23 protein-coding genes are annotated in these 21828 nt (G+C 59.1%); 4 read left to right on the forward strand and 19 right to left on the reverse strand.

Translation table 11 applies throughout. The features are described from left to right. The first annotated feature begins 38 nt into the window (after positions 1-38). Positions 39-503, forward strand: a complete 465-nt coding sequence (locus IC232_RS02415; RefSeq protein ID WP_190843285.1) for an AprI/Inh family metalloprotease inhibitor — start codon at positions 39-41, stop codon at positions 501-503. A gap of 40 nt (positions 504-543) precedes the next feature. Here IC232_RS02415 and IC232_RS02420 read toward each other — a convergent pair whose 3' ends face one another. From IC232_RS02420 to flgB, 16 genes are all read right to left on the reverse strand, one after another. Then, positions 544-1170, reverse strand: coding sequence for a transglycosylase SLT domain-containing protein (locus IC232_RS02420; RefSeq protein ID WP_190843286.1), 627 nt, complete (start codon positions 1168-1170; stop codon positions 544-546). Further along, on the reverse strand, positions 1112-2491 hold the full coding sequence (locus IC232_RS02425; protein WP_190843287.1) for a flagellar hook-length control protein FliK: 1380 nt from the start codon (positions 2489-2491) through the stop codon (positions 1112-1114). Before IC232_RS02425 ends, IC232_RS02420 begins: the two co-directional genes overlap by 59 nt. Next, positions 2488-3780, reverse strand: coding sequence for a chemotaxis protein MotC (locus IC232_RS02430; protein ID WP_190843288.1), 1293 nt, complete (start codon positions 3778-3780; stop codon positions 2488-2490). Before IC232_RS02430 ends, IC232_RS02425 begins: the two co-directional genes overlap by 4 nt. Continuing rightward, positions 3780-4985, reverse strand: coding sequence for a MotB family protein (locus tag IC232_RS02435; RefSeq protein ID WP_246811995.1), 1206 nt, complete (start codon positions 4983-4985; stop codon positions 3780-3782). Before IC232_RS02435 ends, IC232_RS02430 begins: the two co-directional genes overlap by 1 nt. Further along, positions 4982-5632, reverse strand: coding sequence for a hypothetical protein (locus IC232_RS02440; RefSeq protein ID WP_190843289.1), 651 nt, complete (start codon positions 5630-5632; stop codon positions 4982-4984). The genes IC232_RS02435 and IC232_RS02440 overlap by 4 nt, the downstream gene beginning before the upstream one ends. Continuing rightward, the gene (gene fliF / locus IC232_RS02445) at positions 5632-7269 is read right to left on the reverse strand and encodes a flagellar basal-body MS-ring/collar protein FliF (RefSeq protein ID WP_190843290.1); all 1638 of its coding nucleotides are present in this window, start codon (positions 7267-7269) and stop codon (positions 5632-5634) included. The genes IC232_RS02440 and fliF overlap by 1 nt, the downstream gene beginning before the upstream one ends. Positions 7270-7392: 123 nt before the next feature. Next, positions 7393-8130 (reverse strand): flagellar type III secretion system pore protein FliP, encoded by a 738-nt coding sequence (gene fliP / locus IC232_RS02450; protein WP_190843291.1) that lies wholly within the window; start codon positions 8128-8130, stop codon positions 7393-7395. Between the two features lie 57 nt (positions 8131-8187). Next, a complete protein-coding gene (locus IC232_RS02455) occupies positions 8188-8697 on the reverse strand; it encodes a flagellar basal body-associated FliL family protein (protein WP_190843292.1) in 510 nt (169 codons plus the stop codon). Positions 8698-8719: 22 nt separating this feature from the next. Beyond that, positions 8720-9418: a flagellar basal body L-ring protein FlgH gene (gene flgH / locus IC232_RS02460; protein ID WP_190843293.1), complete on the reverse strand. Its 699-nt coding sequence runs from the start codon at positions 9416-9418 to the stop codon at positions 8720-8722. Continuing rightward, positions 9415-9927, reverse strand: a complete 513-nt coding sequence (locus IC232_RS02465; protein ID WP_246811996.1) for a MotE family protein — start codon at positions 9925-9927, stop codon at positions 9415-9417. Before IC232_RS02465 ends, flgH begins: the two co-directional genes overlap by 4 nt. Further along, positions 9924-11021, reverse strand: a complete 1098-nt coding sequence (gene flgI / locus IC232_RS02470; RefSeq protein ID WP_190843294.1) for a flagellar basal body P-ring protein FlgI — start codon at positions 11019-11021, stop codon at positions 9924-9926. The genes IC232_RS02465 and flgI overlap by 4 nt, the downstream gene beginning before the upstream one ends. Continuing rightward, positions 11021-11485 carry a flagellar basal body P-ring formation chaperone FlgA gene (gene flgA, locus IC232_RS02475; protein ID WP_190843295.1) on the reverse strand — a complete coding sequence of 155 codons (465 nt, stop codon included), beginning with the start codon at positions 11483-11485 and terminating at the stop codon, positions 11021-11023. Before flgA ends, flgI begins: the two co-directional genes overlap by 1 nt. Positions 11486-11509: 24 nt before the next feature. Beyond that, complete coding sequence (flgG, locus tag IC232_RS02480; protein ID WP_190843296.1) at positions 11510-12298, reverse strand: flagellar basal-body rod protein FlgG; 789 nt, start codon at positions 12296-12298, stop codon at positions 11510-11512. 12 nt (positions 12299-12310) lie between these two features. Beyond that, positions 12311-12643 carry a flagellar hook-basal body complex protein FliE gene (locus tag IC232_RS02485; protein WP_190843297.1) on the reverse strand — a complete coding sequence of 111 codons (333 nt, stop codon included), beginning with the start codon at positions 12641-12643 and terminating at the stop codon, positions 12311-12313. Position 12644: 1 nt separating this feature from the next. Next, on the reverse strand, positions 12645-13061 hold the full coding sequence (flgC, locus tag IC232_RS02490) for a flagellar basal body rod protein FlgC (RefSeq protein ID WP_190843298.1): 417 nt from the start codon (positions 13059-13061) through the stop codon (positions 12645-12647). Then, on the reverse strand, positions 13058-13447 hold the full coding sequence (gene flgB, locus IC232_RS02495; RefSeq protein WP_190843299.1) for a flagellar basal body rod protein FlgB: 390 nt from the start codon (positions 13445-13447) through the stop codon (positions 13058-13060). Before flgB ends, flgC begins: the two co-directional genes overlap by 4 nt. A 389-nt stretch (positions 13448-13836) precedes the next feature. On the opposite strand from flgB, the gene IC232_RS33195 reads away from it, so the two are divergent. The 3 genes from IC232_RS33195 (at position 13837) to IC232_RS02510 (ending at position 20098) form a co-directional block, all read left to right on the forward strand. Then, positions 13837-16575 carry a PAS domain S-box protein gene (locus IC232_RS33195; RefSeq protein WP_190843300.1) on the forward strand — a complete coding sequence of 913 codons (2739 nt, stop codon included), beginning with the start codon at positions 13837-13839 and terminating at the stop codon, positions 16573-16575. Then, entirely contained in the window at positions 16541-17161 is a 621-nt protein-coding gene (fixJ, locus tag IC232_RS02505) for a response regulator FixJ (protein WP_190843301.1), read from the forward strand. The genes IC232_RS33195 and fixJ overlap by 35 nt, the downstream gene beginning before the upstream one ends. A gap of 63 nt (positions 17162-17224) precedes the next feature. After that, complete coding sequence (locus IC232_RS02510) at positions 17225-20098, forward strand: heparinase II/III family protein (protein ID WP_190843302.1); 2874 nt, start codon at positions 17225-17227, stop codon at positions 20096-20098. 94 nt (positions 20099-20192) lie between these two features. Here IC232_RS02510 and IC232_RS02515 read toward each other — a convergent pair whose 3' ends face one another. Genes IC232_RS02515 through IC232_RS02525 form a run of 3 tightly spaced genes read right to left on the reverse strand, consistent with a single transcriptional unit; the run spans position 20193 to position 21791 of the window. Next, positions 20193-20894, reverse strand: coding sequence for a protein phosphatase CheZ (locus tag IC232_RS02515; protein ID WP_190843303.1), 702 nt, complete (start codon positions 20892-20894; stop codon positions 20193-20195). A 19-nt stretch (positions 20895-20913) separates the two neighbouring features. Next, positions 20914-21297 (reverse strand): response regulator, encoded by a 384-nt coding sequence (locus IC232_RS02520; protein WP_036358805.1) that lies wholly within the window; start codon positions 21295-21297, stop codon positions 20914-20916. Between the two features lie 59 nt (positions 21298-21356). Beyond that, on the reverse strand, positions 21357-21791 hold the full coding sequence (locus IC232_RS02525) for a chemotaxis protein CheW (RefSeq protein WP_246811997.1): 435 nt from the start codon (positions 21789-21791) through the stop codon (positions 21357-21359). Positions 21792-21828: the final 37 nt, after the last annotated feature.

A 21828-nucleotide genomic window follows, 5' to 3' on the forward strand; every position in this document is an offset into this window, starting at 1 on the left:
AGCCGGTTTATGAGCGACTCCATGTTGTGGAAACGCCTTTGCATCCCGTCCGGAAGGGCTATGAGGTCCATTTGGAACCGGAACTGCCTCCTCTGGACCGGCCGGCGCTTGATGCCGGCTCAGGCCCAGAGACTCTGCCCGCACCTGCTCCTCAGCAGTTCGCCTCGTCGCAACGCGAAAACGGCGCCGATGCCCAGGCCAGCGCCCCAGGGGTCTTCACGCCGCCTCAGCGCCCATCGTCCTATGCCGGGATGTGGAAAGCCAGCGTCGGCTCCGCCTCATGCCGCATCCAGCTCTCGAGCGTCCCCTCGCTCGATCTTTATAAGGCATCAGTACAAGCCTGCTCCAACAATGCCCTGAAGACGGTTAACGGATGGAGCATCCGCGACAATCAGGTCATTCTGTTCTCCCGCGGACAGGTTGTCGCCCGCCTGTCAGGCGCCGAGGCGGCTTTGTCGGGCAGGCTGAACGATTCTGAGGCTGCTCTGACGATGACGCGCTAGAACAAGACGTCTCGCCATAAGTCTCATGCAGTGGAATCCTTTAATCTGCAGCAGCCGTTTGCCCGGGCTTGAGGCCGGGAGCATCTTCGCAGAATGAACGGGCCCCGGGGGTCCATGCGCCGAAGCCCGATGCGACCATGTTGGCGATCACCCGGCAGACATAGCGCTTCTGCGCCGGATCGTTGTTGGGACCGGCGTGATAGCGCGCGACCGCCATCGTCCACGTCTCATGGCGTCCCTTCAGCTCCTTGAGAAAGCGCGCAGCGTACTCCACGTTCATGCGCGGGTTCAGCATGCTCTCCAGCGATGGGAACTTCTCACGGTGATACAGATGATTGATCTGCATGCAACCCATGTCGATCAGCCTTGCTCCGGACCGGCTCGCCTGCTCGAACTTCTGGATCGCTTCGACCGCGTTGTTCGAAAAGACTGCCTTGCCTTCGACATTCATGGCATAGGGCTGCAAGCTTCCGCGGTTGCCGGTCTCAGTGAGGCCCACGGAGTAGAGCATTCCTAGCGGAACGCCATACAAGGCAGAGGCGCGCATCATCTCCCGCTCGCACAGCCCGGATTGAGGCTGAGCAGCGGCCGAGGTCACGTGAATGACGCTAGAGGTAGATCCCGCTAGTGCTGCTGCTATCAGCAGTCCGATTCTGTTTCGACTCATTGTGGGATTCCGCCTCGCCTCGACCAAACGGGCCATGATGCTTGGAAGAATGGTTCTGGCCGTCTGCATTGCCCTGGAAGCTCTGCTCTTGCGAACCTGGTTGCATGCGCTGGAATGAATTTCGGTCATGGCTGGTGGATTCAGCAGTCTGGATGTTGATCACGTCTGGCCGGTATCCGGAGGTTCTCAGCAGGCTAGAGAGTTTTTCGGCATCGTTTCTGAGGAGTTCAGCCGTTTCCTGTTTCTCGACCTGAAGCTCCATCTCCAAGCTGTCGCCGGAGAGACGCATCTTGATCGTCACAAGCCCCAGCTCCACTGGATTGAGCTGCAGGCTGAGAACCCTCAGAACTCCCCCTGAAGCGCGGGCCACGGCAACACGGTGCACGCCATCACCCTGGAGGGCCGGCTGGTGAACGCCAGAGACTTCCGACACATCGTCCAAGATCGCCCTGGCCATCTGGTGGAGCGTTCCGGCCGGCAGTGAACCGCCCTCTGCCTTCTGAAGGCCGGGAGCAGCTTGCTTCTGCACCTCAGCGCGATCAGCCATGCGGTTGAGAGCGATTCTGTCGAAGCCCTGCTCCTTATCCCGCTCACGGAAGCGGGCCGTCTCAGCATCGGGGATAACCGGATCGTCGCCCAATCGCGGCTGCAGATTGGATTGAGGCTGCTTCGCTGCGGCTTCCGTGGCTTTCCTGACGCCAAAAGCGTTCGGAAGAACTTCGCTCGATAGATCGGCTCCTTCGGTTGACGACGCCTCCTGGAGCGCTGTTTCGAAGCCTTCGACAACAGGTCGGAAATGAGTCTCCTGACTTTGAACGGAGACCGATAGCTTCGGCCCGAGGGTAGGACTCAGGATGCTGTCAGCAGTGGCGTCAGAGGTGAGCAGCGGCAGCATCGAGGAAGCACCGTTGTGCATTTCAGCTTCGGGCTGGCCGCTTGCCCCACTCTGTGACAGAATCCGGGGCAGAAGGCTCTCTAGAACGGAATAGGCCTGACTTCCCGCAGGGGGAACGGCTGCTCCGGACGTGGACGCATCCGGCGTGGTGGCCGAGAGCAGAGCCTGCAATGCTGTCGTGTCGATCGCCGATGTTTCCGCTGTCGACTCCGTCAGGCTCAGCAGAGTATCATCCTGAAGGGGATCCATGTTCTCCCGGCTTTGCTCTCGTGAGAAGCCTTCGAGCAGCGTGTCGAACCCCGACATCCCGCTTCCGGAGCCCTTGCCGCTCTGCTGAGCATCGGTGGCGGAGGAAGGACTACGTGATGTCTGCGTCGCGTCTGCAACGCGAGATGGTGTCTGCGGCATGAGATCGAGACGGTTCATTGCGTTACGGACGCCTGATTCTTGATTAACTTGTCGACGCGGTTCAGGGCGTCACGAGCTTTGGATAAGGCCTGAAGCTGTTCCAGCCCTTGCACTTGCGTGCTTGTATCCACGGTCTTCTCGGCGGCGGCTTTCGTGAGCAAAGGTTTCGGTTTCTCAGCCAGTGCTCCCGCTGTGCCCGGCATCGTCTGGATGTGTCCTGCCATGGCGATGGCCGAGTCCAGCAAAGCCACGTCACTGGCAGGGAGAAGTGACCGGTCGATCTGGCGGAGGTCCTCGGCAGCGACTTTGATGGTCTCGGGTGACGTAATCATCGAGGCCGCGCGATAGAGCTTTGCGCGCGAGGCGCTCGCTGGGTCGCCCTCCACGAGCTTCTGCGCTTCCTCCGACAGCAGGCGAGCCGATTTCGTGAACCCCTGCTCGACAGACGAGCGAGCGGCAAGAAGGTAGAGGTCGCGCCTTGCCTCGGGTTCCAGCTCCTGCATCATTGTGACAAAGCTATCGAAGCGGGACTTATCCTGACCGAAATCGATGCGCGTCGTCGCCGAAGCCAGACGCTGCCGGAAGTTGCCGGCATAGACCGAGTGCCGGAAGCGTCTCAGATAATCCGTTGCAAGGGATTGAAACTTCTCGACATGCCCGGTTTGGCTCGCAACGAAAACTTGTCGACGCAGCGCAGCCTCCTCCAGAAGTGTGCCAGGAGCCTGGAGACGCACGAAGTCGAGGAGTTGATCGGATTTCGCAGGATCCTTCCTGACCACGAGCGCCGACTGGACCAATGACAGTTGCGCACTCATGGTCGGGGGAAAGGTGCGCGGGTCCAGGGACACCAGGGCGTTGTAGGCGGCCTCTTCCCGTCCCTCCACATAGGCAAGGGCGCCCTCGACAAGGGGCCTGTCATTCTCCGTGACCACGGACGAGCCCAGATCCAGGAGCTTCCTCAAGAGACCGGGATTACCACCGCTGAGAACGAAGGACACGGCGGCATGAACGTTCTTGCCATTCTGCCACGCCTCCGGCGCGAGTTCCATGAACCGCATGTCCAGGACACCCAACAGGCCTCGCTGCCCGATATGAGCTTCCGTCGAGCCTGTTGCGATCTGATCCTGCATCAGGTGCAGCGTGCGCACCATCTGAAGGGGGCTGGGAGCCGACAACGGTCGAGCCTCCTGCTCGACGGCTGGGTCCGCCGCAGCATGGGTAGGGCGGCTGCTCTCATTGGCGGCTGCACCCGCGGCAAACAGCAGAGTCATTCCAAGAGCAGCGAGCTGGCGCACCTCCACCGTCATCACTCCTGCAAAAGAATCTCGACGCGCCGGTTCTGATCGGCATTCGGATCGGACGGCATCTTCGGCTCACGGTCTGCGTGCCCTTCGACGCGCACGATTCTCTTTTCGTCCAAGCCTCCGCGCACGAGCATGTACAGAGCCATCTGAGCTCTGGCATGGGACAAGCGCCAGTTGTCGTAATTAGCTGACTTGAAGGGTCGGGCATCGGTGTGACCACGGATCACGATCTTGCCCGGTCGGGCCTGGAGGATCTTGGCGATCTCGGCCATGGCGCGTACGACCTTGGCGTGCGGCTCCGCGGATCCGACCGCGAACATCGTGAAATCAAAATCGTCCGTGAGGCTGATCAGGGTTCCTGCACCAGTGCGGCGAACCTCGATATGTGGTTGGGGCGTAACATCCTTCGTCGTCTGGACAGCCTTGAAGATTTCGCGCTTCAGTTCCGCAGCCTTTTGATCAGCGGCATTCGCCTCTGCGGCGGTCTGCTCTCCGGAAGATCCGGGAGCAGCGGCCTGACCGCCTGCTGACGGCGCCTGCGATTGCGACTGCGCCTTGTGGCCTGCCTGGGGCTTTTCGCTCAAGGACGCAATTGCATCCATGACAGCTTTGGACGGTGCAGACGGCGCCGTGCCCGGCTTCAACGGGCTGTCCGTCTTCATTTCCTCGATGGGTGCCACCTGCCAATAGAGCGGGTCGAACGGATCGCGGAAAGCCTCACCGGCTTTCAGCCCAGGCACGTCGCTTTCGCCGGGAGTGACGTCGGCACCGAGCGTGTCGTGCGGCGTTGCCTCGATTTCGTCTGCGATTCGGGCAAGCACGGCATAGGGATCCTGGAACAGAGCCCCTTCCTTGAACCGAGGCTTCTGCAATTGGTGGGACTTTCCGCCCGTACCCTCGCCGCTTCCCTTCTCCTTGCCGTCCTTCGTGTTGTCGGTCTCGTTGTCAGGCGGCACGTTCTGTGGGTCGTCGAGTCCCTTCTTGTTCGGAGTCGATTCCGCAAGCTGCACCGGGTTGAAGTAATTGGCCACGCCGCTGCGCGTTTCTTCATCGGTCAAGCTGATGAGCCACATGACGAGAAAGAAAGCCATCATGGCGGTCATGAAGTCAGCGTGAGCGATCTTCCACGCACCACCCTTTACAACATCCTCAGCGTCGTCGCCTCTCCTGACGATGATGATTTCCTGCTTATCCGATTTCGACATCATGACTCAGCTTTCAAAACCTGCTCCAGCCGATCAGACCAAGCCTGCAACTGGGTTTGCACGGTCGTATCGCGGGCGGTGACGCTCACCTCGACATGGTCGCCTGGAAGGAACTCTATCGCGCCTCCGTGAGGGCCAAGGTTCTCTTTCAGAGCCAGCAAGAGGTCCTCGGGTCCGGCAATCTTCATCGGCCCTGTCCCTTCGCCGAGAAGAAGCGTTGCGAGAGCCTCCTTGAACTCGATGATGCTTTGCTGCCGGAAGGCTTCGGAAACGAACGGTTTCATGATGTTCGCAACCCTCTCCGAGAGCATGTCTTCCATCCGGCCGATGCCCTCCACGATCAATGTCGAGAGCTGGCTTGCCTGTTGCTCCACCCAGATCACGCGCTGTGACGCCAGCTCTTCCTCGCAGCGGACCTTCTCGGCTGACACAGCCTCGTCAAGCTGCCGCCGAGCAGCATCCCTTTCCTCAGCTCTCACCTTCGCTTCGACAGCTTTGATGAGTTCGGCTTGCCGGTCCACCACCGGTGGCGGCGGCACAGGGTCGGGTTCGGCTGAGGCCTTGACGGCACGCAGAACACCGATCCCGACTGGCTCGCTCCGGGGACCGGGCGAGAAATCCTCCAGCAGGCTGGCGATTGCTCCTGCCATCACGCGGCCTCCCGCCCGAGCCACTGCTTCAGGACAGCGGCAGCATGCTCTTCGCTGAGCTCAATGATCTGCTCCAGCTTGCGCTGCGGCGTGCGGGGCATCTCGATGAGGTTCTGCTCCTCCCGATCAAGAGCGGCCTGCAATGCCTGCCGTCCAGACTCATTCTCGGCTTCCTCGGCCTCGGCTGCGGCCAGAGCAGCTGCCTGCTCGCGCTGGAGCTCGAGCTCGGCCTGATGACGGGCCATCAGCATTCTCACCGCTGGACGCAGCCCGAACCAGATCATCATCGCGCACAGAGCCAGGATGGTGAGGGCATTCACGACCGTGCCGAACTGACGCATCAGGATCTCGGTCAGGGACGGACCAGGCACCGGCTGCAGCATGCCGCCATCGTCGACGAAGCTCACAGCCGCGACCTTGATCTGGTCGCCTCGGGTCTTGCTGAAGCCTGTGGCCGATGAAACCAGCTGCTCGATCTCCGTAATCTTGGCATCCATCTCTGCAGGCGTGGCATTCTCACCCAGCAGGGAGGCAATCCGGGACCTGTTCACCAGCACGGCAACCGAGAGATTCTTGATCTGATAGCCGTCGCTGATGGTCTGGATCGTCTTCGACGAGATCTCGTAATTGGTCAGCTCCTCGCGGCGCTGGTTGTCTTCGCTCGAGCTGTCTCCCGATTCGGCACGGACGCTCTCGTCCGGCAGATTCTGCTGAACGGTGGTCGGCTTTTGGCCGCTCCTGTTCTGCGCGACTTCGGTTTCCTTGACCGTGCGCACCGAGCGCTCGACCTTCGATTCAGGATTGAAGATCGTCTCGCTGGTGTTGACCTTGTCCGTGCTCAGGCGAGCGGCCACGCTGATCTCGAAATTGCCGGTGCCGAGATAGGGAGCAAGGGTTCGGCGGACATTGTCCTGGATCTCCAGGCCCACCGTCTTTTCAAGGCGGGCCATCTTGCCCGTCGTGGCATTGGCGGCGTCATCCCCGGACATCAGAAGAGTGCCGTCCGTGTTCATGACGGTCACCTTGTCCACCGCCATGCCCGGGATGGCAGCCGCAACCAGATGCCGGATCGCCTGGGCCGACGAAGCATCATCGGCCGGCGAGGTGCGGATGACCACGGAGGCGGAGGGCGCCTGCTGCTCACGACGGAAGGAGCCACGGTCCGGAAGAACGATATGGACGCGGGCGGCCTTGATTCCTTTCATCCCCTGGATGGTGCGCGCCAGTTCTCCCTCAAGAGCGCGAACCTTCGTGACCTCCTGCATGAACGAGGTCAGGCCAAGAGAGCCGAGATCGTTGAAAAGTTCGTAGCCGGACTTCGTGCTGTGCGGCAGCCCCTTCTCGGCAAGCAGCATCCTGGCGGAGGCCGTATTGCCATAGCTGACCAGAAGAGCCGTTCCGTCGGCGCTCACATCGAAGGGAATGCCGGCATCCTTGAGAACGGCGCCCATCCGGCCGACATCTTCGCGATCCAAGCCGGTGTACAAGGTCTCCTGAGCCGGGCGGCTGAGGTAATAGGCCCCGATACCGACGGACAGGAAGACGGCAAGGCCGATAGCGGCCAAGGCGGCCAGGCGACGCGGCCCCAGCAGCAGCAAACTACTCCAGAGTCTTTCGGCTTGTTGACGACCAGGCATGAAGAATCTCGGTACTGGTAAAGGTTATCGAGATTACTTTTGCGTCGCCAACCTTGTGCGAAGGTTGCTGCCCCTCAGATATCGATCAAATCGTTGCTGAGGGACTGGTGGTGTCGATAGAGATCAGAAGTAGGAGCGGACGAGACCGCTTACGAGGATATTCCACCCGTCGATCAGAACAAAAAAGAGGATCTTGAACGGCAACGCCAGAACGGTCGGCGGCATCATCATCATGCCCATGGACATCACCAAGGTGGCGACTATCATGTCGATCACGAGGAACGGAAGGGCGATGAGAAAGCCGATCTCGAACCCGCGCCTCAGTTCGGAGATCATGAAGGCGGGGATCAGGATTCGCAGGTCGATCTTCTCGCCCTCCTGGGGCTTCGGGTAATTGACCGCTGCCAGATCGCTGAACATCTGAAGGTCCTTCGGTCTCACATGCGTCAGCATGAAGTCCCGGAAAGGCTCCGTCGTCTTGGTGAACGCCTCGGTTTCGGAGATGCGGTTCTCCGTCAGCGGCCGAACACCCTCATTCCACGCTTTGTCGAAGGTCGGTCCCATGACGAAGAAGGTCATGAACAAGGACAGGCTGATCAGGAAGACGTTGGCCGGGGTGCTCTGAAGGCCGAGTCCGGAGCGCAGGAATGAGAAGGCTACCACGAACCGGGTGAAGCTCGTCACCATGATCAAAAGCCCCGGCGCGAGCGACAGTACCGTCAGGAGAACGACGAGTTGGATCATGCGTCCGCTGATCGCACCTTCTCCTGAAGGGAGCAGAGCCTGGAGATCCGCCAGCTGGGCATGGGCGCCAGACGCCAGCAGGATGAATGCGCCGGCAAGGATCAGACGAAGAGGCATGGCAATGATCTTTCGGGAGAATGAACAGGCGGCTTGAAAATTCAGATTGCGTTCGACCTACTGAACGATAAGGGTTTCGAGAACAAGCTCCTGAATGACACCCTTCGAGCGCAATTTGACGCGCTCGTTCAGGTCTTCCCTGAGGTGCAGAAGGCCGCTCGGCCCCTGGATCTGCGCCAGCGACAGGGTGCGGAGATAGGCCAGGATATCCTGCCGGATCTCGCCGGCCATCACATCCGGGTTCTGCTCTTCGCTCGTCTTGAAGACGATGGAAGCTTCCACCCTCACCCAATCTTCGGTCGAGGCGGCGAGATTCGTGACGACCGGAGCGAGTTTCTTGATCCCGATATTGCCAGCATAGGGGCTTGCAACCTCGGTCTTCTCAGGCTGGGCCTTGTACTTCTCCTCGACCCGCTTCTCGATGCCGGAGACCATCACGAGGCCGAACCCACCCCCGATCGCTGCGGAGAGCAGGGTCAGGAGGCCGAGCGTCAGGAGCCACCTCAACGATCCCTCGCGAGCCGGTGCGCTGTCGGCTGGTGCCGGAAGTGCCAGTGCCTTGGCCATCGTTCTGATCCTCTTATGCCGCCTAGAAGGGTGTCACGGCATCAAACAACTGCTGCCCATAAGCAGGCTGCTGGACTTCCATGAGGCGCCCACGGCCGCCATAAGAGACTCTGGCCTCGGCGATTTTGTCATAGCTGATGGTGTTCTTCGGCGAAATGTCTCGGGGCCGAACGATACCAGCGATATTGAGCACACGGAGTTCGTAGTTGACACGCACTTCTTGCGAGCCGCTGATCACCACGTTGCCGTTCGGCAAGACCTCATTAACAACCGCGGCGACCGACAGGCGCAGCTTCTCCGAGCGGTCGATGGTCCCCTGCCCTTTCGAGTTGGATGAGGAGTTGATGCCGGCATCCGCCGTGCCATCCGCGTTCCAGCCCTCAAACGAGAGTGCATAGTCGAGGCCAGCGCTAACCGAGGAGCGCCTCGACCGGTCGCTGGCGTTTTCGAACTCCGCCTTGTCATCGATCTGGATGTTCACCGTCACGATGTCGCCTACCTGCCGGGCTCGCGGGCTGGTGAAGAGATCGGCACTGGCATTGCTCCAGGTGGAGTTCGCAGCCGCCGGGCCGCTGCCTTTGAACAGGTGCGGGAGCGGTTCGCGGTCGACAGCGACACCTGAGCCCACAGGCGTCATGCCTGGCTCGCGCCCTATTTCCTCCGGCCTTGTTGCGCACGCGGCGAGGAAACATAGACCAAGGATGGCAACAAGATGCTTCAATTTTGCCTCACGGGGTTCTTTTCGCGCTTGGGAGCGTCGGTAATCACGTTAGCCAGCTGAGCGGCTCGGGCCGGCTCCATCTCATTCAGAACCGCGCTTGCGGCCCGCGGATTGAGCTTGGCGATGACAGCAGCCGCGATCTCCTCATCCATGTTCATGAGCTGGAGAGCCGCCGCGTCCGGGCGCATCCGCGAGTAGATCATGACGATCGTCTCATCCGCCTTCTCCAGCACCTCGTTTCGGCGCTTGAGCCATTCCTCATACTCGGCGCGCTTTGCCTCCAGGACCTTGATGCGGCCCTCGATCTCTTTTTCCATGTCGGCAAGGGCCTGCTTCTGCAGCGCAAAGCGCGCATCGGAGGCCGCATCGGCGATATTGGTGCAAAACTGGCTGTTCTTGGCAGGCGCATTTGCCTCCTGCGCCTGAGCACCGCCAGAAGCCATGGCTCCCAGAACCAAGCCACAGGCTGCCATCCGCCGCGCTGTCTGGCACATCGTGCGAGAGATCATTGGATCACCAACTCCGCTTGAAGAGCTCCGGCCGTCTTGACCGCCTGGAGGATCGCGATGACATCGGACGGCTTGAGGCCCATTTGGTTCAGGCCCTTGACGAGGGTCTGCAGATCCGAACCCCGGACGATCGCGAGGGGAACGCGCTCCTCTGCCGCCGTGATTTGCGTACGCGGCACCACCACGGTCTGGCCCATGGAAAATGGATCCGGCTGCGAGACTTCGGGTGTCTCCGTCACGCGGATCGTGAGAGCCCCGTGGGTTATGGCCACAGTCGAAATCTGCACGTTCTTGCCGATCACAACCGTTCCGGTCCGTTGATCGATGACGATGCGGGCCGGCGTATCGGGCCTGATCTCAAGGTCACCGAGTTCGGCAATGAAGCGCGTCGCCGCAATATTCTTCGGCTTCTGCAGCACGACGGTTCGAAAGTCGCGGGGAGATGCGACACGAACGCCGAACCGCTGCTGGGCATATTGGTTGATCGCGTCGGTGATCAGCGTCGCTGTCTTGTAATCGGGATTCTTGAGCTCGAAGGCTAATCCGCCGACGGCATCAAAGCCCCCCTGGACCTCACGTTCGATCAACGCACCGTTCGGAATGCGGCCTGCCGTCGCGACGCCGGAGGTCAGCGTCTCGGCCTGACCCTGCGCGGAGAACCCAGACACCACGATCGCACCTTGAGCAACCGCATAGACCTGTCCATCGCCGCCTTGCAGAGCAGTCAGCATGAGGGTGCCGCCTTTCAGCGAGGTCGCATCGCCCATCGACGTGACGGTCACGTCGATGCGAGATCCGGTTCCAACGAAGGGTGGCAGGTCGGCCGTGATGATGACCGCTGCGACATTGCGGGTGCGCAGGTTGATGTCACGAACGTTCACGCCCATGCGATCGAGCATGGATTGCAGGGACTGCTCGGTGAACTGGGAGTTGCGAAGCGTATCACCCGTGCCCTGCAGGCCCATCACGAGCCCATAGCCGATCAGCTGATTGTCCCTGACGCCCTGAACCGACGCCACATCCTTGATGCGGGTGGCAGCCTGAGCCTGCACGGCAAACAGAGCGGCGAAGAGAAAGAGGATAACGCGGAGCATCAATAGACTCCAATCCGGATTCGGCCGTCGGCCTGAACGCGCCCGGTGATGATGCGCCCGCTGTCAGCGTTCTTCACCTGGATCGTCTCACCCATGGTGCCGGACTGCAGAGGAATGCCGATCCCCATGATCGAGAGCCCGCCTTCCTCGAACACGATCTGAGCCTGAACGCCCCGTGTGACGAGTTTGGGATCGTCGACCGCATTCATCGGGATGGGCTCGCCCGGCAGAAGCGTCCGGCGCGCCATCTTTCCGGCCAGAACGCGTGGGGATTCAACAACTGCGGTACGGTAACGGTAGTTCTCCGGGAAAGCTCTGTCCTTGAGCATCGACTCCTGGATCGTATCGCCCGCATAGATAGTCACGGCGGGAACCGGGAGAATGCGATCCTCGGCAACCGCACCATGCAGCGTTACGATGCTGACGATGGTCGCGGCAAGAGCGAGTTGGACAAAATGCTTCATGATGAAATCACCCGGATACCGCCTTTAGCGGATGCCCTTTGAGACGGTACCGGCCATGTCGTCGGCAGCCTGGATGACCTTGGAGTTCATCTCGAAAGCGCGCTGGGCCGAAATCAGATTCGTGATTTCCTTGATAGGATCCACGTTCGAGGCTTCGAGATATCCCTGGTGGATCTTTCCGTAGCCGGGATCGGACGGGATGCCCACGGCAGGAGCGCCCGAAGCCAAAGTCTCACGATAGTAGTTGCCTCCCATAGGCTCCAAGCCCGCATCGTTGGCAAAGTTCGCGAGCGTCAGCTGACCCAGGTTCTGGGGCTGAGCCTCCCCGGCGATCTTCGCGAAGATCTCGCCTGATTCGTTTATCGTCACGTCAAGCGTGTTGGGCGGAACGATAATCGGCGGGTTGAGGGTATAACCGTCGAGGGTGACGAGTTGTCCATCGCCATTCTTATTGAAGGATCCCGCCCGGGTGTAGACGATCTCACCGCTCGGTGCGTTCACCTGGAACCAGCCGCGACCGTTGAGAGCAAGGTCGAACTGGTTCGCTGTGTTTGTCAGGGAGCCCTGCCGGTGAAGATTGCGGATGGCAGCCGTCTTCACGCCGAGGCCCAATATGGCTCCTTCAGGAACAGGGCTGGAGCCCGCCTGGTTCGGAACGGCCTGCGAACGCTCGGTCTGGTACAGAAGATCCGTGAACTCCGCCCGTGCCGCCTTGAAGGCGGTGGTGTTGACGTTCGAGATGTTGTTGGCGATCACCTCGACATTCAGCTGCTGTGCATTCATTCCGGTGGCGGCAATCGCAAGCGCTCTCATTATCTTATCCTCTTAGATCGCCATCCGGGCGATTTCCTGATAGGCCGCAACCACCTTGTCGCGGATGGCAATCGCTGTCTGAAGGGTCTGCTCGGCGGACATCACGGCTTCGACCACCTGCTGCACAGAGGCTTTTCCCTGGATGCCGGCAATCGATGCAGCCTCGCCTGCCTTCATGGTGTCGACGGCTGACGTCGCCACTTGAGCCATCATGTCGCTGAAGCTCACGGGCGATGCGCCGGCAACGGCTCCGGCGGCCGGCGTTGTCGTGCCGAAGGCTGGAACGGCCGTGACCGCCGCAGGGCTGTCGATCATTGAAGAGATGGAGGATACGGCACTGATCATATCAGCCTCTCATGAGGTCAATTGTTGCGGAGATCATGGCTCTCGCCTGCTTCATCATCTGCAGGTTGGCCTGATAGGATCGATTGGCCTCACGCATGTCGGCCATTTCAATCAGCATGTTCACGTTCGGCTTCTTGACCATCCCGTTCTCGTCGGCGGCCGGGTTGCCGGGGTCATATTCTACCGGGAAAGGTGCCTCGTCCTGTCCGACATCCTTCACTGATACCGAAGCAGCACCGAGTGTTCGCTCAAGCTCGGAGCGGAAGGTGATGGTTTTGCGGGCATAGGGATCGGAGCCCGGAGTTCGACCGGTCGAGTTCGCGTTGGCGATGTTCTCCGATACCACACGCAGACGCGCCGACTGCGCCTCCAGGCCGGCGCTGGACAGTTTGCCGGAAGCAATCAACGGATCGATCATGACGGGGTCCTCACGCTGGTCAGCAGCATTCTGTGGAATGACTTGACGATGGTCGTGTTCAGGGTGTGCTGGCGATTGACCTCGCCTGCCTTGATGAGCTCCTGCTCAAGGCTTACGGAGTTCTTCGAATAGACCGTGTCCCAGCTCTCAGATTTCTTGACCTTCGTGGCTTCGGTGCGCGAAGGAGAAATCCCGATATGTCCGTTGTTCGTCGCCGCCATAACCAGCTTCGTCTTGTCCAAGACGTCAGCAAAAGGCTCGACATCGCGGGCGTGATAGCCGGGAGTATTGGCATTGGCGACATTGCCGGAAATCGTCGTCTGGCGAGCCGCAAGCCACTGAGACTGTCGCGATGCCAGATCGAACAGATAGACAGGTGCCGTCACAGGAATCTCCGAGCAAACATGGTAAAGAGGGATTTAAGCCTCCAACCTTGCACGAGGCTGACTTGGGCTCTTCAGAGGCCGGGAGGTTGGCTATGGCCAAGCAACGTCTTCAGAGGTTCACTCTGGCCTACATATGCGTTGCTGATTTTCGATGGACTTTGTGCAACTCTATTCCATATTTGTCGAAACGAAACCACGTTACGACAGCCCTCTGAGCGATACCATGTCGCAACCGAATCAGTTGCTTTTCAGCCAGCTATCCTCATGAAGAGCGCGGTTGTCGAAACAGTGTCCCATGATGGGTGATCCAGTCGAGGCTACCGATTTGCGCGACCAATTGCCAATCGGTTAAAAACCTGCAAGCAACGCAGCTCTTGGGTTGGGGGGTTATGACTCACATATCTGCGTTAACGGGCATCGTGAATGGGCCCGCGGTTCACGCGAGCCCTGATCCTGCCCGCGTTCTCGACGGGGTCACCGACTTTGCTTTGATCACGCTCGACCATGTCGGAAATATTATATCGTGGAATGTTGGAGCAGAGCGTATTTTTGGCTGGCGATCAGATGAGATATTGAACCGCCACTTCTCTCTTCTCTACTCTTCAGATGCTCAGCTTCGCGAAAAGCCCCTTCAAGATCTCAACACGGCAGCCATGTCCGGACACTCCGGCGATCAGATACGCTGCAGAACGAAAGACGGCATTCATATTCTGTGCCGGGTGACCCTTGATGCAATCAGCCCTATGGCAGGCGCAGATTGCAGCTTTGTTTTGACGGCTCGGGACATCAGCCGCTTCATGGCTGCGGAAGCGGCCCTGAAAACCCAGGAGGAGCGCTACCGGGCTCTCATCGAAGCAAGTTCGGCAATGGTCTGGCGTGCAGACGCTAGCGGGATGATCGTTGACGGGTCGCTGAGTTGGGAGGCCTCTCCCTCTACATCGCCGGAGAATGGCGGAGACTATGCCTGGCTGGATGCCGTTCATCCTGAAGATCGGGAGCGCGTGACCGCAGCGTGGCTGGAAACGCTGGCTTCGGAGAAAGCAGGCACTGACGAATATAGGGTGCTTGCGCCTGACGGCGAATACCGCTGGGTCCTGACGAGAGCCGTTCCTCTTCACGACGCAGATGGAGTGGTTCAGGAATGGATTGGAACTGTCACGGACATCCATGAGCAGAAGCTGGCCGCTGAACGGCTGCGCCGCAGCGAAGAGCAGTATCGCGCCCTGATTGAAGCCGGGTCCGCCATCGTCTGGCGCGCGGCGACAGATGGAGCAATCACCAAGGTATGGGGGTGGGAAACCTTCAGCGGCCAGTCCAATGAGAACTATACGGGCTTCGGGTTCCTCAACACCGTCCATCCGGACGACCGGGCAAAGCTTCTTACCCAGTGGGAAGGTATCCGCACGGCGGAAGAGCCGGGGATGCTTGAGTACCGCGTCCGCCGCCTCGATGGCAAATACCGCTGGATGCTTGCTCGGGCAGTTCCATTGTTGAATGAGGACGGCCAAGTTCAGGAATGGGTTGGCACCGTCACGGACATCCACGATCAGCGTCGGGCCGAGATAAGACTACGCAGCAGCGAAGAGAGGTTGCGCCTGGCCATCGAGACGACGGCCCTCGGCATTTGGGATCAGGATCTTATCACCGGCCGACGTCAATGGATGCCCGAGGCGCGGCAGATCCTTGGCTTGGCACCGGATGTGACCATCACACGCGAGGCCATCCTTGATTGCGTTCACCCCGATGATCGCAATCGAATGGCGATGACCTTCTATGACGACCAGCCCGGCAGCGACCTGACCTATAGCGGCAGCTTCAGGATCATTCGCGCCGATACGGGCGAGGAGCGCTGGGTTACGGCTATCGGCCGCACCTTGGTTGATGATGACGGGCGGCCCATCCGCAAAATCGGAACGGTTCAGGACATCACAGAGCGCAAGCTGGCCGAGAATGCCCTGCGGTCGAGCGAAGAGCGCCTGCGGACCAGAGAGGCTCATCTCAGGTCCATTCTCGAGACCGTTCCCGACGCCATGGTTGTGGCTGATGAGAGCGGCATTATCCGGTCGTTCAGCGCGACAGCCGTGAACATGTTCGGCTATCAGCCCGAGGAGGTCATCGGCACGAACGTCAAGTTCCTGATGCCTCTGCCTTACCGCGAGCAGCATGATGGTTATATCCGCCGCTATCGCGAGACAGGAGAACGGCGGATCATCGGAAGCGGGCGCGTGGTGGTTGCTCAGCGCAAAGACGGCTCGACCTTCCCGATGGAGGTTCAGGTCGGTGAGATGGAATCGGACGGGGAGCGCTTCTTCACCGCGTTCATTCGTGATCTGACGGAGCGCCAGCGCACCGAAACGCGCATGCAGGAATTGCAAGCCGAACTTGCCTACATGTCCCGTTTCACCGCCTTGGGAGAGATGGGATCGACGCTGGCCCATGAGATCAACCAACCTCTGACAGCCATCACAAGTTACCTGAAGGGCTGTGGCCTCATTCTGAGCGATGTGGAAGGCGACAAGATCTCTCTAGTCCGTCATGCTGTGAACGAGGCTGCCGAAGAAGCTTTGCGCGCCGGAGAAGTCATCCGGCAGTTGCGGGAGTTCGTGGCCAGGGGAGGCAGCGAGCACCAGATCGAAGGGCTTCAGCGTCTGGTGGAAGAGGCCAGCGCCTTGGCCCTTGTGGGCGCAAAGGAAAAGGACGTGAAGGTCGAATACGACTTTCCGTCCGACAATCCACTGGTGTTCGTCAATCGTGTTCAGATCCAGCAGGTTCTGCTCAACCTGATCCGCAACGCCATCGAGGCGATGCAGGAATCGGACCTTCGTGAGTTGGTGATCAGGGCGAAGCCTGTGCCGTTCGAGTCAACGGTCCAGGTCAGCGTTCAGGACACCGGATCCGGGATTGCCCCAGAGGTCTTGAAGAACCTTTTCAAGCCATTTACCACCACGAAGCGCAGCGGCATGGGCGTGGGGCTCTCAATCAGCCGGACGATCGTGGAGTCCCATGGCGGAAAAATCTGGGCCGAGTCGCTTCCCGGTGAAGGCACCACCTTTCATTTTACTCTGAGAACTGTCGACAAGGAGGACATGGCCAGTGTCGAACACGCCGATCGTGTATGTGGTGGATGATGATGTCGGAGTGCGAAAGGCCCTCTCCTTCCTGCTGGTGTCCGCTGGCCTGAACGTTCGCCTGTATGAGTCCGCCAAAGCCTTTCTCGACGAGGTCAGCGATCCCGGACAATGCTGCATTGTCACGGACGTGCGGATGCCCGGCATCGACGGCCTAGAGTTTATTCGGCGCCTCAATGCACGCGGGCTGAATGTTCCTGTTGTCGTCATGACTGGCCATGCGGATATCCCCCTCGCCGTGGAAGCCATGAAGACCGGAGCTATCGACTTTCTCGAAAAACCTTTCCGGGAAGACCGCTTCCTGGAGGTGGTCCGCTTTGCGCTGGTCTGCGACGAGAAGAGCGTTCGCCGGAACCAGGAACTCCTCAGAACGCAGGCACGGCTGCAATCTCTATCGCAGCGGGAGCGGCAGGTGCTGGACGGTTTGGTTGCCGGCAAGGCCAACAAGATGATTGCTCACGAGTTGAACATCAGCATCCGGACTGTCGAGATTCATCGTTCAAATGTCATGGCGAAGATGGAAGCCAAGAGTCTGTCTGAACTGATCCGTATGGCCCTGTTCCTGGAGGTCGCGACAGGGATCTAGGCGCGCCGCCAGACAGCGTCAAAGCTCAGTCCGCCGCGCCGCAGCGAAACCGCGAAGGTAGAGTTGACTGACGCCCGGACCTGCCGGAAGCACAATAAATCTTATCAGAGCCTGTGGCTCAGCGCAGGCGTGAAGGCAAACCCCTCTCGATTAATTCCAACCTGGAATTCTGGTGCCTCGATGGCCGATGTCAGACAAATCCTTCCGACGCCTCGAGATCATGGCGGCGATTCCCTTCAGGAAGAGACCGGCATCCGGCAATATATTGTCTCGAACGAGAACCGCTGGTCGAGAGCCACCCTCGAATTTAGAGATCTTTCTCAGGATGCCTGGTGTGAGCTGGCTTTTCAGATTTGCTGGCACCCTGAAGAGAAAAGCCGAACAGCGCATGATTTTGCGGTCATCGGGATCGACTTCCTGACAGAGGACGGGTCGAGCATCGACTTCGCCAATGTTCCGGGCTTAACCAGAGCTCAGATTGACCCTCAGAGCTGCCACATTGCCGGACCTGACTACTATGACCCAAGCAGCGACCTGACGCATTCGGCAAGGGTTCACTGCACCTTTCTGCTTCCTTCTCCAACGAAACACATCTCGGTGAACGTCCGCAGTTGGCGCAACTCCCATCCGTTCACGATTCTCGATCCGAAGCTCCTGCAGGTTGTCCAACCTACAGGTGATGATGTTCAAGTCGATTCAGCCCGACCGGTTCCTTCTCCAACCCCGAATGACCCTCGCCGTTCTTGGATCCGGCTGAAGACTGAACCAACATGGCTGACCTACGGAGTTGTTCCAGCCAAGACACTTTTCGTCCGTGGCCAGTTGATCAACCAGAGTGGAAGCGCCGAGGGTGCCTTGGCCCGTGTGGTCTTTCGCAACAGGAGCGGAGAAATCGTCGCGTCGCAGGACGATCTGCCGACCTCGCCTATCGTCGGCGCATACATTGATATTCCGGTCAACCGGCAGACGAGGCGCTTCACGCTTGAGCTCAGCCCGCCGGATCAGGCAGAAACGGTGGATCTTGGTTTTCAGGTCTGGCGCGATGAGGCGCTGATCAGTCTTGTGACACCCCTCGAGACATCATTAGACGATGATCTTCTGCTTGAAAGCATCGTCGGCGAAGAGATCCTAGACTCCTCTGCTGTTGCCGGCGAGATCTTCAGACGGCTTCGTGCCGCCCCTAGCTCTAGAGCTATGATCGAAGATACCGACACTATTGACCGTCTGATCGATCACCGGACCCTAGCAGCGGCTCCAACCATACAAGACAAGCTACAGGCGGTTCAGCAAGGTCAGTCGAGGGCCTTTGTCGGAAGCCAGCTTACTCTTGGCAGCTTTCCGGCGTGGTCGCTGCCTTCAGCACTGGACTGGACGGAAGATCCTTACCAGTCACCTGCATGGCGCATGGAATATCAGTCCTTGTCCTGGCTCCTGGACCTAATTGGCCACCAGGGAGCGAGCGGAGTAAACAAGGCCGTGGACTTGGCCGCTTCTTGGTCCCACGAAAATCCATCAGGCCGTCCTAAAGATCCACTTAGTGCCTATCCTGCGTCCGCTGCCACACGCACAGAGGTTCTGCTTCGGCTGCTCGCGGCTACGACTGCGCACAAGAACAAGCCGATCGGAAAGCTGCGCATGCTCGTTGCGGAGGTCATTCAGCATGGCTTCGCACTTGCCGAGATTCTGAGCCAGAACATCTTCGTGCATTCCATGCTGCAGGTTCGTGTCGCCTGCGCCCTTTTGAGCGCCTCGACCGGCCTCTCAAATTTCCCTCTCTCTTTGTACTGGAAATCAGTAGCCCTTGCTCAACTTCGCAACGGGTTCGACCATCTTCTCGGCCCTAACGGATCATCGAATGAGCAGTCCCAGCACTACCGATTGGAACTCATCTCAATTGGCATGATCTTGGCGCAGCACCTTAAGGATTACCATGAAGCTGAGGACCTCCGGCAGCTTCTTGCTGATCGTCTGAAGGACAGTTTGAAATCCGTTGTTGCGGCGACAAACCCAGCAGGTATGCTTGCTCCATTTGGAGACTCTCCGAGCACGCTCCATCACGCCTCCTGGCTCCGGCGCCTCATCTCTGGATATGGACGGCATCTCCTGTCGGATCAGGCGCTCGCGGAAGAGTTAGCGTACCCTTTGGGCCCAAGGCTCCACGCATCAGATCACGCCGGGCTTATCACCATTCGAAACTACATGCAGAAACCGGATTGGAGCCATCTTTGCGCTTCGATCAACGAGCAGAAGCATGACAACGGACATCACGATTGCACCTCCTTTGTTTACTCCGCTCGCGGAGTAAAGTGGATCACAGATCCGGGTGGATCAGGATCTATGGAGGCGGGTCCTGTGCGTCAGTACCTACTCTCGTCACGCGCCCACAATGTCGCCATCCCGAACTCTCGCGAGCAGACTGCGGGTCTTGGTTGGCTTGAAGTAACACGCTCCCTAGACAACGCCCATGCAGTTCGGATCGGCACAAACGTGCATGGTCCTTGCTACAGGCATTCACGCATCTTTGTGTGCATGGATGACATGAACGCTGTCGCTATCCTTGATCACTTTCGATCCTCGCAAACCTCTAATAGCTTTGAAGCCCACCTTCATATTGAAGACAATATCGCTGTTGCCCTTGCCAAGAGTAATCTCGCCATCGCTTTTCACAAGCGGGATAGGCTGCGCATTGTTCCTCATTCTTTTGCAGGACAGTTTACCGGCTTCAAGGTTCAGAATGGGTCTCCCGGCCGGGCTGGATCCATGCAGGGCTATCTCTCAAATGGCACTGGCGGCCTCAAGCCTGCCAATGTGCTGAGCTACGGTTTTAACGGTGCATCAGACATCTGCGGCGGCGTGATCCTTGCAATAACGGAAGAAAGCTTGAGGAGCCTGATGAACGTCATTGCCTCGCAGCAGGTACAGGACCTGCTGGTCTAGCTCTTCCGCAGAACTGCGCTTGACTTAAAAGAAGAGCCCAGCCTCGAATGGCTGGGCTCAAGTGAGATATAGCTTCTATTGCCTCTCGCTCAGGCTAGTTGAACAGTGCGTCAATGTCGTCCTGAGATGTCACGCCATTGTCGTAGGCCAAAGCGGGTCCATTCAGAAGCGCCTTCTCTCCCTGACGCTTCGGATCGTCGATGGTCTCGACATCCTTGAAGCTTTCCATGCCACCCCAGATTTCCATCATGTGATGAACACGTTCTTCAACGAACCTCATCGCGCCGACCACCTTACTGATGCGCTGGCCGGTAATGTCCTGGAAGTTGCAGGCCTCGAAGATATTGATCACGTGATCGAGGATCTCACGGGCGATGTCCTGGTCACTTCCAGCCAGTCTGGACGAGAGATTGCTGGAGAGATCGTCAATTCTTTCCGCCGCTGCCAGAATGGAATTGGTAGCTGTTTCCGTTCCGGTGACGATGGCGCCAAGCTCGTCCGTGACTCGGGTGATCTCTTTTCCCTGAGCACCGGCATATCGAAGCGTGGCGATTTCTATCTTCGTGCGCTCGATCGCCTGATAGATCGAATCGAGCTCTGCCTTCAGGCGAAGAGCCTCCTGCATGTCACGGCGGTGCTCCTCCAGCAGAGAGGTCGAGATGTCCTTTGCAGGAACGATCGACTCCTTGATGGCGGCCAGGAGCCCTATAACTTCGGAGTGGCGCTCCAGAACTCCTTCGTCCTGCGAAACAACGCCCAGATTCGCCTCGATACGATAGCTTTTTCTATGGATCATGATCTCGCTCTCGTTCCGCTTACGCACCAAAGACAGCGCTGATTTTTGACCGCAGGGTATCGGCGTTGAAGGGCTTGACGATGTAGTTGTTGACGCCCGCCTGCTTGGCCGCGACCACGTTCTCGGTCTTGGCCTCGGCGGTGATCATGATGAAGGGAAGGCTGCCCAGCTCCGCGTCGGCGCGCACCTGCTGCAGCAGCTCGAAGCCGGTCATGGGCGCCATGTTCCAGTCGGAGATCACCAGCCCGTACTTCTTCTCCTTGAGCTTGCCCAGAGCCTCCGAGCCGTCCTTCGCCTCGTCGACGTCGTTGAAGCCGATCTGCTTCAGCAGGTTGCGGATAATGCGCAGCATCGTCTGATAGTCGTCAACGATGAGAACAGGGGTGGATAGATCAAGGCTCACGGCAAATTTCCTGTATTCTGATTACATAAACTGGAGGACATGCGCTCGACGATTTTAGCTTACGCAGCCTCACGCTCCGTCTCGAAGGCCAGGACGGCGTCAACATCGAGCACGATCAGCAGTTGGTCCCGCAACTGGTGAACGCCCTGCGACAGTCCCACCCAACCCCGATCCATGTGAACCGGGTTCGGCTGCATCTCGTCCGGATCCAGCTTGAGAACCTCACCGACCTCGTCTACGAGAAGCCCATAAGCCTCGCCCTGGTTCTCAAGGCCGACAGCCATACGCCGCCCAGACTCTGCGGTGTCGCCCAACCCTAGACGGCGGCGCAGTGACACTGCTGTGACGACCCGTCCACGAAGGTTCAAGAGACCGGCGATCTCTCCTGGCGCGAGAGGAACGGTGGTCATCTCGCTCACAACGAAGACGTCGTGTACGCGGCTGATGGGGAGGCCCAGCAGCTGCCCGGCCACCGTGACTGTGACGAATTCCATCTGCTTGGAGGCTGTTTTTACGGTCCCCGAAGGGATT

The sequence above is a fragment of the Microvirga sp. genome (genome assembly GCF_014699075.1).
Taxonomy (GTDB): domain Bacteria; phylum Pseudomonadota; class Alphaproteobacteria; order Rhizobiales; family Beijerinckiaceae; genus Microvirga.